This window comes from Pseudoalteromonas sp. AOP31-A2-14 (assembly GCF_052378035.1).
In the GTDB taxonomy this organism is placed as follows: Bacteria; Pseudomonadota; Gammaproteobacteria; order Enterobacterales; family Alteromonadaceae; genus Pseudoalteromonas.
In genome coordinates this window covers 582872-595734 of the sequence record NZ_JBQSXI010000002.1, presented here as the reverse complement: position 1 = coordinate 595734, position 12863 = coordinate 582872, and the positions used below count along the sequence as shown (strand labels likewise).

At 38.2% G+C, this 12863-nt stretch carries 13 protein-coding genes; 6 read left to right on the top strand and 7 right to left on the bottom strand.

All coding sequences use genetic code 11. The annotated features are described in order from the left end of the window. Positions 1–99 precede the first annotated feature (99 nt). The 4 genes from ACT3S9_RS18550 to ACT3S9_RS18535 all read right to left on the bottom strand — a co-directional run bounded on the left by ACT3S9_RS18550 (position 100) and on the right by ACT3S9_RS18535 (position 2236). Positions 100–723, bottom strand: a complete 624-nt coding sequence (locus ACT3S9_RS18550; RefSeq protein ID WP_004589486.1) for a tyrosine-type recombinase/integrase — start codon at positions 721–723, stop codon at positions 100–102. A 183-nt stretch (positions 724–906) separates the two neighbouring features. Continuing rightward, positions 907–1185 (bottom strand): hypothetical protein, encoded by a 279-nt coding sequence (locus ACT3S9_RS18545; RefSeq protein ID WP_441840876.1) that lies wholly within the window; start codon positions 1183–1185, stop codon positions 907–909. A 26-nt stretch (positions 1186–1211) separates the two neighbouring features. Continuing rightward, positions 1212–1862 carry a hypothetical protein gene (locus ACT3S9_RS18540; protein WP_441840877.1) on the bottom strand — a complete coding sequence of 217 codons (651 nt, stop codon included), beginning with the start codon at positions 1860–1862 and terminating at the stop codon, positions 1212–1214. Positions 1863–1996: 134 nt separating this feature from the next. After that, a complete protein-coding gene (locus ACT3S9_RS18535) occupies positions 1997–2236 on the bottom strand; it encodes a hypothetical protein (protein WP_441840878.1) in 240 nt (79 codons plus the stop codon). A 388-nt stretch (positions 2237–2624) separates the two neighbouring features. On the opposite strand from ACT3S9_RS18535, the gene ACT3S9_RS18530 reads away from it, so the two are divergent. Then, positions 2625–4067 carry an IS1182 family transposase gene (locus ACT3S9_RS18530; protein WP_444751146.1) on the top strand — a complete coding sequence of 481 codons (1443 nt, stop codon included), beginning with the start codon at positions 2625–2627 and terminating at the stop codon, positions 4065–4067. Positions 4068–4927: 860 nt separating this feature from the next. After that, complete coding sequence (gene ltrA, locus ACT3S9_RS18525) at positions 4928–6226, top strand: group II intron reverse transcriptase/maturase (protein ID WP_444751145.1); 1299 nt, start codon at positions 4928–4930, stop codon at positions 6224–6226. 84 nt (positions 6227–6310) lie between these two features. On the opposite strand, the gene ACT3S9_RS18520 is transcribed toward ltrA, so the two are convergent. Further along, positions 6311–6643 (bottom strand): hypothetical protein, encoded by a 333-nt coding sequence (locus ACT3S9_RS18520; RefSeq protein WP_441836339.1) that lies wholly within the window; start codon positions 6641–6643, stop codon positions 6311–6313. A gap of 437 nt (positions 6644–7080) precedes the next feature. Here ACT3S9_RS18520 and ACT3S9_RS18515 point away from each other — a divergent pair, with 437 nt between their 5' ends. The 3 genes from ACT3S9_RS18515 to ACT3S9_RS18505 all read left to right on the top strand — a co-directional run bounded on the left by ACT3S9_RS18515 (position 7081) and on the right by ACT3S9_RS18505 (position 10337). Further along, a complete protein-coding gene (locus tag ACT3S9_RS18515) occupies positions 7081–8001 on the top strand; it encodes a trypsin-like peptidase domain-containing protein (protein ID WP_441993503.1) in 921 nt (306 codons plus the stop codon). A gap of 491 nt (positions 8002–8492) precedes the next feature. Continuing rightward, entirely contained in the window at positions 8493–8687 is a 195-nt protein-coding gene (locus ACT3S9_RS18510; RefSeq protein ID WP_441836338.1) for a (2Fe-2S)-binding protein, read from the top strand. Positions 8688–8933: 246 nt separating this feature from the next. Next, positions 8934–10337, top strand: a complete 1404-nt coding sequence (locus ACT3S9_RS18505) for a phospholipase D family protein (protein ID WP_441836337.1) — start codon at positions 8934–8936, stop codon at positions 10335–10337. A gap of 58 nt (positions 10338–10395) precedes the next feature. Here ACT3S9_RS18505 and bfr (ACT3S9_RS18500) read toward each other — a convergent pair whose 3' ends face one another. Then, a complete protein-coding gene (gene bfr, locus ACT3S9_RS18500; RefSeq protein WP_441836336.1) occupies positions 10396–10860 on the bottom strand; it encodes a bacterioferritin in 465 nt (154 codons plus the stop codon). A 9-nt stretch (positions 10861–10869) separates the two neighbouring features. Continuing rightward, complete coding sequence (bfr, locus tag ACT3S9_RS18495) at positions 10870–11343, bottom strand: bacterioferritin (RefSeq protein WP_441836335.1); 474 nt, start codon at positions 11341–11343, stop codon at positions 10870–10872. A 983-nt stretch (positions 11344–12326) separates the two neighbouring features. Between bfr (ACT3S9_RS18495) and ACT3S9_RS18490 the strand changes: the two genes are divergently transcribed. Continuing rightward, positions 12327–12854 carry a hypothetical protein gene (locus ACT3S9_RS18490; RefSeq protein ID WP_441836334.1) on the top strand — a complete coding sequence of 176 codons (528 nt, stop codon included), beginning with the start codon at positions 12327–12329 and terminating at the stop codon, positions 12852–12854. Positions 12855–12863 lie beyond the last annotated feature (9 nt).

The following is a 12863-nucleotide window of genomic DNA, read 5'->3' as shown; positions in this document are numbered from 1 at the left end:
CAAACTAAGAACATACCCAAGACAATTTATTAAAAATTAGTTTTCACACAGTCTGGGCACGTGCCAGACTCTAACTTCGAGTCTGGCTTAGGTTCAAATTTAAGCATCGATCTGTTCTGATACTTCTAACGCATCATCAACTTCTATTCCCAAGTACCTGACAGTGCTCTCTAGTTTTCTATGGCCAAGTAGAAGCTGACAGGCTCTTAAATTTTTAGTTTTTTTGTAAATTAGTGATGGTTTGGTACGTCTCATTGAATGAGTGCCATATTGAGTCTTATCTAACCCAATTGAGGTGACCCAAGAGTCAACTATACGTCCATATTGACGGGTTGAAAGGTGTTCAGAGGAATGAATTCGTGACTTAAACAAGTAATCATAAGAATTGAGAGTAAATTGCTCTATGAGCGCCACAATTGATTTCCTTGTATTTCCAGTAATTTCAAATTGAACAGGCATACCAGTCTTTTTTTGAACGACTATTGCCCGTGATTGGATTGCTTTACCATGTGCAATGTCATTAACTTTTAGTGAAACTAAATCACACCCTCTTAGTTTGCTATCTATGGCTAGGTTAAATAGTGCTAGATCTCTTATTTTATGAAAAAGTTCCAGTCGTATTCGGATAGCCCATATTTGCTGTAATTTTAGAGGTAACTTTTGTCCTACAAGCTTATTTTTATTCCAAGGCTCTTTAGGCTGATATATAGTTAACTGGTGCATTAGTTGTACTCCGGTGTTTATGGAGTTTTAAGCTTAGCTCGCTACAAAAGAATTCGGGTATGAGCGAGAAGCAGACGGTCGAGTAAACTCGTTTTTGGACAGAAATGAGTTAGAGCCTAAGGTCGGCTTTGTGCTGTGAGTACCGCTGGTAATCTGCTTTTCCAATTTTAAGCGGTGTTCCAATTACTCTGGTTGTGATTCGAATGGAATAAGAATCATATTCTCATTTAACTCATATGCTTTATTCTGTTCATCATTTTTGAATGCATCAAAAATAGCTATGTTGTTAGTCTCAAAATTATCACCTAACCCCGAGAAACCATCCCCGATTTGTATTGTTAATGTTTTCTGTTTAGCTGGATGTGAAAAATAGTACCTTCCGCTCTGCATTTGGCTAGTCCTAAAGGCAAGATCATTGTCATTTAATACTTTAATAAGCTTATCAACTTCCGACTTCATCATTACAACTTCTCCTAATTAAAAACTTTTTACTTTTCCAATGTTTTAACTATTTTTGTATTTTTTTGCTTGGGAGCATGGTCAGTTTTCACTTGACTTTGTTCAAATTTTAAAACTTGCTTTTCATACAAATCTAATCGTTGGTAGTTAAAAAATGTCGTCGTAGCGGTAAACACTAAGGCACTTATAGAAATTAAAAAAGCTGCAAGGTTAAGCTTAAACGAAGCTATATATTTGTTATTATTATCTTCGTGCTCAAGTAACTTTAAGGCAACATCTACACCCTTACCCGTTATAGTCCATCGTGCATATTCATTGCTATTGCCTTTTATGGTTTCAGATTCTAGATATCCAAATTTCTTCAATACATCAAAGGCACACTCCGTGAAATAGCTAATTACAATCAATCTATTTTTTTCATCCAAGGTGTTGTCAGTTCTTCTTGATTCTACCTCTATGAATTCATCAACCTGTTTTAAATAGCCAACTTTTTGAGTAAATTCAACTAGCCTATGTTTATCAATATCTTCACCTTCACCATCTGGGAATAGATTTATACCACGCGGTTGGTTAATAAATTCCTTTACAATTCCCCGCCATAACGATATTGCAATTTCATTTGCCTTTTTTTTGTTTTCATCGCTAACTTTGTCGTGAGTTTTCGACTGTTCAAATGCCATTTAATTGCTCCAGCGTAAGACACTGATTAATGAATATCATTCAGTGCATAGGTTAACTTTTATGTTGTGGCTTGATATAGAATAAGTTGTGATGAGAGCAGGCGATTCGCTAAATCGTGCTACAAATATGGCAATTACAATGTGCCGTAAGGGGGGTTATCTGAGTCATGGAGTTTTGCTTCACCTGATGAGGGGATGGAACTGGGGGCTACGTATATATCGATAACGCCATTTTTATCGAGATTGTGAACAATATCCTTTATCATATAAAAAGCACCTGCCGTAAAAATATACTCACCAGTCCGAGGAATAGTTATTAATTCGATATTTCGCTGTGTTGGCGTATTCTCAATGATTAGACTACATTGTGGCATGAATCACTTCCTTTTAGGTATTTGCTGTACTCCAAGACATCATAGCAACAAAAAGCACTAAATGAGAAGCAGCTTGTTAAATGTTGAGCCTCCCTAAGATGAAAGAATCGCTCTTTTCTTCATGGACGTCCTTTCTTCTCAAAACAAACTTTTATAGCATTTTTGTTAACTCATTTTGGGGCAAAGGTGAGTTATATTGATAAATCGTCGATGGACATAAATGAGTTAGAGCCGAAGGACGGCTCTGTGCCCAGACTGTGTGAAAACTCTGATCACCTTTTGGTCTAAGTATGTTCTGCTTATGATCTATTAATCTATACATTTAGTTCACTTAATATACTGATATTTATATAATTAGACTATTGATTCAGTTGAGGGTTGAGGCAGTATGTCAAAGTTTATAAGCGGTGAAAGTCGTGACCAATCAACGTTATTTCCAGAATCGTTGGAAGATTACGTCAGTGAAGATAATACGGTCAGAGTGATTGATGTTTTCATTGAGGAACTAAATCTAGCTGAATTGGGGTTTAAAGGATTAACTTTAAAGTCCACAGGTCGCCCTAAGTATCATCCAGCCACATTATTAAAACTGTATCTTTATGGTTACCTCAACCGTATTCAATCATCCCGCCGATTAGAAACCGAATGCCAACGCAATATTGAACTGATGTGGCTACTTGGTAAGTTGGCACCCGACTTTAAAACGATTGCTGATTTTAGAAAAGACAACGGAGATGGTATAAAAAATGTGTGCAAAACGTTTGTTGAAGTCTGCCGTCGTCTGAATATGTTTGAGAAACCAGTTGTTGCCATCGATGGTAGTAAGTTTAAAGCTAGCAACAACAAAGGCAATAATTTTACGCCAAGCAAAGTTAAATTCCACATCGACCGAGTCGAAAAGAACATTGGACGTTACCTTGAATTACTTGATGAAGCCGATAAAGAGCAAGCTAACGTCACAAAAATTAAAGCCACAAAAGATAGGCTAGCTGACTTTCGCAGCCAGTTAAAAAAACTACACGAGATTAAAGAACAAGTTGAAGCTCATCCTGACAAGCAAATATCCACTACTGATCCTGATTCACGTTTAATGAAAACTCAAGGTTTTACAAGAGTTGTGAGTTATAACGTGCAAAGTGCGGTTGATACCAAGCACCACCTTATAGTGGCGCATGAGGTGACCAACGTGCCAGATAGAGGCCAGCTTGCGTCAATGACAAAACTCGCACAAAAAGCATTGCGCAAGGAAGATATAAGGGTATTAGCAGATAAAGGTTACTTCAGTCAGCCCGATATAAAAGATACTATCGATTTGGGTGCAGAGCCAATCATGCCCAAGACGGATACATCGTCCTCTGAAAAGAAAGGGATATTTAACCGCTCACTCTTCAAATACGATGCAAATAAAGATATTTACTTATGCCCCGCTGGTAATGAACTTCAAAATCGAATGCAGGTATTTGAGCAAGGTAAATACCTTGATGTTTACTTCAATCACATTGCTTGTCGAGATTGTAAAATAAGAAGTCAGTGCACTAACTCTAAAAAAGACCCTAGGCGAATAAGGCGGTGGGTGCATGAGATTCTGACAGAAGAAATGCTTCAAAAGCTAAAGAATGAACCTGAATTGATGCTTCATCGCAAGCAAACTGTTGAGCACCCCTTTGGCACAATTAAACTCTGGATGGGAGCTACCCACTTACTAACACGAGGTTTAAAAAGCGTGAGTACAGAAATAAGTCTTCATGTTCTGGCTTACAACTTCAGAAGAATGCTCACAATTATGGGAGTTAATGGTCTAAGTAAAGCGATTAGAGTAGCGTTGCTATAGCAGTTTCGCTCGCGCGGAGAAAATTGTGATACTGAGAAAAAATCGATCGCAACCATCCTAGATGGTTTTAAACTAAGAACATACCCAAGACAATTTATTAAAAATTAGTTTTTACACAGTCTGTGCCAGAAGCAGACAGTCAGGAGTTATAATGTCTGAAGTCAAGATTTGACCCCTTTGGCTCCTGACCCCTTTGGCTTATGTATGAATCCATTCGATTAACGCCGCATTCAGCGGCTTGTCCGCTGCAATGCTTTGTGTACGCCCGACATGGGCATTGACTAATGAGGTGAAAGTCCTCTGTAGGAAGATCACCGTTTAAATAACATACTGTTATTAAACGATAACTACTAGCGAATGGCAAGGGCTAAATCGCGAGAGATAGTCTAGAGGAAGCCGCTAGCAAATCTGTGAGCTGATGAACAAAAACATCATATGAGGCGTAGGCTGGAGACGAGCTAGCACAAGATAGCGAAGTCATGTGATCTAACGGCCACCGTAAATGATGCAGTTGTGCAGAGAAAGTCGATGCACCTTATTCGGGGAGTTCTGATAAACACGCATCCGCGCTAACGCTTGGAGATTACCAGTTAGGGACTGGTTGTTCAACCCTTGGCGCTTTGGTTGCTGCGACCTACAGCGAGCGAAATAGCAGTAAACAAGCGTTAGTTTCGACGCGCTTTATCGAGTAATCGCTAGAGTGATTTATCAGAAGTCAGCAGACGGCATAGTAGCCAAACGCCCATCGTAATGGAGGGGACACGGTGAAGGCCTGAACATCTTAACCAGAGGAGATACTACAAATGAACTTGAATTCACATAGATCACCGTGTTGTGATAGTGATGAATAGCGTTCTACTGTGAATAATACCTCAAATGAATATAACCAAACAGATCATGATCTGATGGCAAGGGTACTAAGCAACCACAATATTGGTGCAGCATGGCAACATGTTAAGCGCAATAAAGGGGCTGCGGGTATAGATAATATGAGTATTGAGGAATTTAATCACTTCGCTAAGTTACATTGGCTGGGTATTAAACACCAATTACTTAACGGCACTTATCAACCCTTGCCAGTCAAACGTGTGATGATACCCAAACCTGATGGCGGTGAGCGAATGCTTGGGATCCCCGCTGTTATCGACAGAGTGATCCAACAAGCCATTGCTCAAGTGATTAGCCCTTATTTTGAGCCTCAATTTTCACCACATAGTTATGGTTATCGCCCTCATAAAAGAGCCAGTCAAGCAGTGAACTATGTTCAATCTTGTGTTAAACAAGGTTATAAAACAGCGGTTGATATCGACTTGTCCAAGTTCTTTGATGAAGTAAACCATGACATGCTGATGAATCGTGTTGGTCGTAAAATCAAAGACAAAGCACTCATGCGGCTACTTGGTAAATACTTACGAGCGGGGATCGCAGAGCGCGAAACAGGTCTGTGGTTTGAGTCTACCAAAGGAGTCCCTCAAGGTGGGCCATTATCCCCTTTACTTTCCAATATTTTACTCGATGAATTAGATAAGAAGCTAACCTACAAACACCTTAAGTTTGCACGTTACGCTGATGACATAATCATTTTAGTAAAAACCAAAAGCGAAGGATTAATAATCCAACAGGAAATTACTGCGTTCATCACTAAGCGATTAAAACTCAAAGTGAATGAATCGAAAAGTCGGGTCGGTCCCGTATCAGGCTCGAAATTTCTCGGGTTTACCTTCCGTTACGGTCAAGTGCAGATCCACGAACAGGCGCTAAAGAAATTTAAAGCAAATGTCAGGGAGCTCACTAACCGCAACTGGGGGATCTCAATGACCCTACAAATTCATAAACTCACACAGTATTTGCGCGGCTGGGGACACTACTACCTGATAGCCAACGCTTATCAGCTAACGGTGGATTTAGATCATTGGATCCGCCGTAGGATAAGAATGTGCTACTGGCGGCAATGGCGTAAACCTCGCACCAAAGTACGCAGTTTAATGAAATTGGGTGTTAGCGAACGACTCGCCATAGCCTGTGGTATCACCAGTAAAGGCCCTTGTAGAAGCTCAAAAACAAAAGGAATTAACATTGCGCTAGGCAATAACTACTTAGCTTCACAAGGTTTAGTGTCTTTGAGAGATATTTGGATCAATATTCATTACGGGAGATGAACCGCCCATTGCGGACCCGCATGATGGGTGGTGTGGGGGCTGGAGGTTAGAGACCTCCGGCTACCCGATTATGTGCTTGTACTATTAGTTGTTAAAACATTTGAAAACTGTGCCCATTGCTTGAGCATCTGGAGCTGACCATGCTCCAACATTCAGATCAGAGTGAGTTACCGTATCCGCTTCTGGATAACGCTCTGCTGCTGCATCGCGTAGTCGATTCTTTATTTCCATTGTTTGTTGGTTTCTATCCCACAACCCGCTAATGCTAGCGTCAACCTGGACCTGACCAAGCATCTTACAGTTTGCTAAGTGAGCAGAGTCTGAAGGCGTGATAAATACTCGCTCGCCTTTTGTTACGGCTGTTGCACAGCCACCAAGGAGAGAGACAAATACAAAAGTTAATATTATTTTATTCATGTAATTTCCTAATTTGAGTTAATAGTGATTGGCACATAACAATTTAATAGTGCGCTCATCGCGCATATTTCTGCCGTTATAACGCTCATTTACCTACTTTATGTAGTTTTAACAAATTCCCTAAGATATTACTATCACATAGTTTTTTATTATCTTAAAGCAAAGTTAAATGGAACAATATGCGCGCAGCGCTCATTTTCATGAATATATGCGCAAAGAGCAGTTTAACCAATCAATTAACGACGATATTTAGCCAATCTCAATGGCTGGTTTTCGCTCAAAGCCGACCTATAGGGTATTTGCGTTAACTCATAAAGGGGCAAAGGCGAGTTATATTTATAACCCGCCTTTGGACACTCTTTAGCTTTGCGCTAATATGAAAGCGGACTTAAAATCCAAACTTATGATGCAATACACAAAAATTAAAAGGAATAATAATGACTCAGGTTTCAGTCCCACAAAATGACGCAGTAGTTCTTTCTACAGTTCGCATTTTAGCTGGTAAAAAGGGAAGTCCACCAAGCTCAGTTGGTACAGGTTTTTTCTATCGAGCTGACAACGGTAATATTACTAATTCAAGAGTAGTTATAATGACCAATAAGCATGTTGTAGAGGGAAGTGATTATATCAACTTTACAATTACAAGCAGTAATAACTTGTACGAAATGGGCAAAGGAGGACAACCTGCTAACAGAAATGATTTAACTCACCATGTAGATATAATTCGTAATATTTCCCCAGAGATTGATAACTATTTTCCACATCCAAGCGACGAAATCGATTTATGTGCTATTGATATATCGAGTATTTTTATGTCTCGACTACAGAATAGTTCAAAGGTTAGAGCTCATCTAATTGACAGCAACGACTTAATGACAGAGGACGAAGAGGTTACGGTGGCGCATGTTGAACAAATAATGGTTTGCGGATATCCAACAGGTTTATGGGATAGCACCAACAACATGCCAATTAGCCGAGTTGGTCATACAGCAACTAATATGCTGACAGATTTTAACGGTAAGAGAGAGTTTTTGGTGGATATGCCAATTTTTGGCGGTTCTAGTGGTTCGCCAGTTTTTCGTTATGAAGTGCCAATGTATAAAACTTCCGCTTCCAACTTAAGTCTTGGTGGCCGTATAAAACTTGCAGGCATTATTTGGGGTACTTTAAACAAGACTCAATATGGGGAAATAAAAATAATTGAAGTTCCTACCGGTGAAAAACCAATGGCTGCATATCAAACTAACTTGTCGTTAGGTATTGCGCACCCTGCATCAACTATCAAAGAGCTAGCTTCTATAATTGGAAATCGTATTAACGAGGTACAATCATGTGAACCAAACTTAATCAAGAGATAATTTTGTAGAACTAAAAAACAAATATGAAAGCTGTGGTTGTTTCTTCCTCGCTCAAAATCGACCTATAGAGTATTTACGTTAACTAATAATGGGGCAGAAACGAGTTACGGCTGATAGTCGGCTTATGGCACAAACCGGAAGATTAAAATACTTCCAATAATATCAAACGTAGGACATTAATATTTTTCTGCCCTTGAAAGTTAATTTATCAACTCACCTGTAATTTACCTAAAGCCAACCTTACTTAAATTTAAGAACTCAATGAGATTAATAAATCTCGACTTGTATGGCATAGTTTAGGGTCTTAATAAGATAATTGAATCTCGATTTGTATGGCACAGTTTAAAGCCTTAATAAGATCAATAAATCTCATTTTAAGTGGCGCTCACCAAGAACAAAGAATAAGAAAAAAACCTGCAAATAACTATTGATAACTATTTTCGTTTAGATTAGTATGTAGTTATTAATCTAATTGAGAGTGGTTTGTATTCATGTATGTCTGTTTATGTCATAGTGTGACAGATAAAAAAATTGAACAAACAATCGACGAAGGCGCAACAACAATGCGTGAGCTAAGTAAAGAGCTTAAAGTCGGTAGTCAGTGCGGCAAATGCTGTGGCTGTACTAAAAAGATCCTCAATAGAAAGCTAATCCAAATTGCTGATATCACTGAGCAAGTAGCTTAACACTTGCTCGAAAGCTTATTTTATTTCTTCTTTTTTACCAATCCTACATTCATATATTAATCAGCTAGCGCTATAGTTACGTTCATTTAGTTAATAGAAAGCGCTATTTGTGTGAAGTAATATATGAAATCAATCTGCTTTTTATATCTGCTGGTATATAAACGGGTTGTGTCAGTTTACGACCTCAAGATATACTAGAAAAATTATGCTATTGATCCTGCTACATTGAGATTATTAGGAGATACTGTGGGATATGACCACCCAAAGTTGTCGGGGTTTTATCCACTTGCCGATGGTGTTGATGCCTTTGTTGCGCGTTTAGCGTTAATTGAAGCTGCGCAACATACAATAGATGTACAATATTATTTGTATCATCGTCAACAAACAACTTATTTACTTACTGCTTACCTATTAGCCGCAGCAGAGCGGGGCGTACGAGTACGTTTGTTGCTGGATGATATGTCTCAAGCAGACAGTGAGTTTGATTTAGGTGCACTCGCGTTTCATCCTAACTTTGAGGTGCGGTTGTTTAACCCGTTCCCAAACCGCACGTTTCGGGCTTTAGGCTTGATTACTAATTTTAATCAACTATCACGTCGAATGCACAATAAAAGTCTTATTGTTGATAACCAGACGTTTATTACTGGTGGACGGAACATTGGAAATGCTTACTTTGCGGCAGAAGATCGCTCTGCGTTCATTGATTTAGATGTATTAAGTGTTGGTAATGTGGTGCCTGAAGCGTCTAAAGCATTTGAGCTATATTGGAACCACCAACTAGCTTCCCCTATTGAAGCTTTACGCGGTGATAGCGATCAGCAATCGCTTGATAGTATTTCTAAAAAGTTAAAAGCCTATTTAGTGACTCACGAAGACAGTGATTATGTAAAACAGCTTGAATCGAGCGAATTTACACGCAAGCTTATCGCTGATGAAATTTACTTTGATTGGCAACAAGCAGAATTGTTTTATGATCACCCAGATAAACTCCTTAATCCTGTAGATGAAAAATCTGCAAATATGTCGCCAAGCTTATTTAAAGCGATGGGTGAGCCTGAGGAAAAGGCTGTGATCGTTTCACCTTATTTTATTCCAAAAGATGAAGGTGTTGATCTGCTTGCCAGCTGGATAAAAAAAGGAGTTAATGTAACGGTATTAACTAATTCTCTTGCTGCAACAGATGTAGCGTCTGTCTATGCGGGCTACGGACAATATCGTGCAAGTTTGTTGCGTGCGGGTATAAAGTTATGGGAGCTTAAACCCAGAGAGCAAACCACATTAAAAAATAAAAAAGAAAATAAAAGGCTAACGGGTTCTTCACAGTCAAGTTTACACGCAAAAACAATGGCTATGGATGATAAGCAAATTTTTGTTGGCAGCTTAAATTTAGATCCGCGTTCGTTTAATTTAAATACCGAGATGGGTGTGCTTATTCAAAGTGAAAAGTTAAGCAGTATGTTGAGTCATTGGGCTGCAATGAAAATGCCCGAATACGCTTGGCAACTTGAGCTAAAAGAATCTGAAAGTGACGAGATAATATGGCGAGATATGATCACCGGCGAGGTGTTTACCACCGAGCCTAAAGCATCAAGCTGGCGTCGTTTTCAGGCATGGTTTATGTCATTGTTTCCCATCGAAAATGTGTTATAAATAGAGATAAAAAAGCAGCCTTGGCTGCTTTTTTTATCTTATAAACATTACTTATACACTACATTTGTGATTGTAAGTAGTTTTCAAGTCCTGCATTTTTAATTAGTAACTGCTGAGTTTCGAGCCAATCAATTTGTTCTTCTTGGTCGTTTAAAATGTTACCGAGTGCTTCGCGGCTGATGTAATCTTTTTTGCTCTCAGCTAATTTTACTGCGTCTTTTAAATCGCTTAGTGTGTCTAACTCAAAGCTCATATTAGCGGCAATCATTTCTTCGCTGTTTTCACCAATACGTAAACGACCTAAGTCTTGTAGGTTAGGTAAGCCTTCTAAAAATAAGATACGCTCAATTAAACGATCGGCGTTTTTCATTTTTTGAATAGAGACTTTATAGTCTGCTTTATCAAGTACAGTAAAACCAAAGTCTTTAAACATACGAGCATGCAAAAAATATTGGTTGATACCAACAAGCTCATTGGCTAAAACTTTATTAAGTGCTGTAATGATGTCTTTATCACCTTTCATAATTAGCTCCTATTCGCCCATTTGTGCTTGATGGTAGTTTTGCGTACCTATTTTTTCAATTAAGCCAAGTTGCTGCTCTAACCAATAAACATGATCTTCTTCGGTATCAAATAGTAGCTTTTCAAGAATTTCGCGAGATTGATAATCTTTCTCTTGCTCGCAAATAGAAATAACTTCCTTTACGCACTCGACGACTTCAAGCTCGAGCGTTAAATCATTTTGCATCATGCTTTTTACGTCATGACCAATAATTAAGTCACGACGTTTGGTCATGTTTGGTACACCTTCTAAGAACAAGATACGCTTGATGAGCCAATCAGAGTGATCTTTTTCTTCTTCCATTTCATGGTTTAAGCGAACGTAGAGTTTATCTAATCCCCAATCGTCATACATGCGAGAGTGAATAAAGTATTGATCAATTGCTGCTAATTCATTAGCAAGTAACTTATTGAAACTGTCGATAACTTTCTGATTACCTTTCATAATGGTGCACCTCATAAACCTTAGTTGCGAACAGTGTAGTATAAAAATGCAGGAAATCAAGCGTTTTCCTTTTTAAATCATTGGTTTACTATTGATTTTGATTCTCGTTTAAGTTTGTATTGTTGGTTGCTTTATGAACATGTTGTTATTTGTATTTTTTACATATAAATAAGTGAGTAGAGCCGCAGAAACGTAATCTTAATTAAGTATGTTTTCACTACCCATAAATCCTTGCCAGTTTGCAACCAATTGATATAACGCACTGACGTTAAATATATTTTAGCTATTAACAGCGACCTGAACGGCGGTATATTTTTTGCTATCGTTTGCCCATATTACTGACCTGGCAGTATCCGAAGTAAGGTCCGCATTAAGAGTTACTTTTAAATGCGCTTAATTTGTTTATGGTTAACAGTGGTAATTGAAGTAGGCACTTCATCAATACTTTCAAAGATACGCCTTTTAGAAATAATGACATACTCGATTTTCGATTGGCTAAGATTTTTTTATTGGCTGTATCATCAGTAATGCAGGCGGCGGTTATTGTTGATGAAATTAAGCTCAGTGCTGCTTTAAATATGTGATCCTTGAAGTAACTCGGTTATGTATGGTGATAAGGGTGAACAATAAAGAATGACGAGTTAAACGCTAGGGTGGCGAAACTGGTTTGTGTTTGCATTCGCTGATTGGGCACAATGCAATATTTACTTACATGGCTATATTTTACTCATTAGATTTACTTTGAGTAATTAAGTGCACAGTAAATGAGTTGTTTATTTTATTCTTACTATGAGGTTATAAACTTTTTAAAATCAATGGTTAGATGTTTTTTATTCACGTTTTTAATTACTCATCCTGTTTTATAGGTACGCTAAATATATTGCAACTAGCATGGTATTAATTTTGCATTTAGTAAGTGTAATTAGTTATATAGTGCAAGTAGTTAACTTAAGATGTTACAGACTTTTGAAAAGGAGATGATCATGACATCAGCTATGAGTAGTGAAGACCGTGTCACTAAAATTGCAGGTATATTTAGTAATGAAGAAGCGGCCGAAAATGCATTTGATACGTTAAATCGCGATAGCCAATTTAAGCAAAGCAATTTAAAGCAAGTTCCTCCCCATGACCCACATTTTGATCAGAAAATTGAACCTGAAGATAAAAATATAGGTAAAACCTTGCTTAAAACGCATCTTATATTTGCTGTTGGCGGGGTTGTTGTTGGTATATTAATTAGCAGTTTATTGTTGTTTTTAGAGCTTAGTTTTATGCAGGTGTATGTATTTGAAACCTATATTGCAATTAGCGTGATTTGTTTATTTATAGCCATGCTAGCGGCGGGGTTCACGTCCATCAGGCCCGATCACGATCCCTTAATTAATGATGTTAGAAAAGCAACTAGAGCTGGTAAGTGGGTACTAATCGTGCACACCGACGATAGTGACAAAGCTAGCAAAGCAAAAGAGTTAATGCAGCCTTTTGCAGCGTCTACAACTAGCACTTTTTAACAACGCTTA

Excerpts from the sequence above, each read along its gene's own strand:
- ACT3S9_RS18550 (WP_004589486.1), bottom strand. The coding sequence starts at position 723 with ATGCACCAGTTAACTATATATCAGCCTAAAGAGCCTTGGAATAAAAAT.
- ACT3S9_RS18545 (WP_441840876.1), bottom strand. The coding sequence starts at position 1,185 with ATGATGAAGTCGGAAGTTGATAAGCTTATTAAAGTATTAAATGACAAT.
- ACT3S9_RS18540 (WP_441840877.1), bottom strand. The coding sequence starts at position 1,862 with ATGGCATTTGAACAGTCGAAAACTCACGACAAAGTTAGCGATGAAAAC.
- ACT3S9_RS18535 (WP_441840878.1), bottom strand. The coding sequence starts at position 2,236 with ATGCCACAATGTAGTCTAATCATTGAGAATACGCCAACACAGCGAAAT.
- ACT3S9_RS18530 (WP_444751146.1), top strand. The coding sequence starts at position 2,625 with ATGTCAAAGTTTATAAGCGGTGAAAGTCGTGACCAATCAACGTTATTT.
- ACT3S9_RS18520 (WP_441836339.1), bottom strand. The coding sequence starts at position 6,643 with ATGAATAAAATAATATTAACTTTTGTATTTGTCTCTCTCCTTGGTGGC.
- ACT3S9_RS18515 (WP_441993503.1), top strand. The coding sequence starts at position 7,081 with ATGACTCAGGTTTCAGTCCCACAAAATGACGCAGTAGTTCTTTCTACA.
- ACT3S9_RS18510 (WP_441836338.1), top strand. The coding sequence starts at position 8,493 with ATGTATGTCTGTTTATGTCATAGTGTGACAGATAAAAAAATTGAACAA.
- bfr (WP_441836336.1), bottom strand. The coding sequence starts at position 10,860 with ATGAAAGGTGATAAAGACATCATTACAGCACTTAATAAAGTTTTAGCC.
- bfr (WP_441836335.1), bottom strand. The coding sequence starts at position 11,343 with ATGAAAGGTAATCAGAAAGTTATCGACAGTTTCAATAAGTTACTTGCT.
- ACT3S9_RS18490 (WP_441836334.1), top strand. The coding sequence starts at position 12,327 with ATGACATCAGCTATGAGTAGTGAAGACCGTGTCACTAAAATTGCAGGT.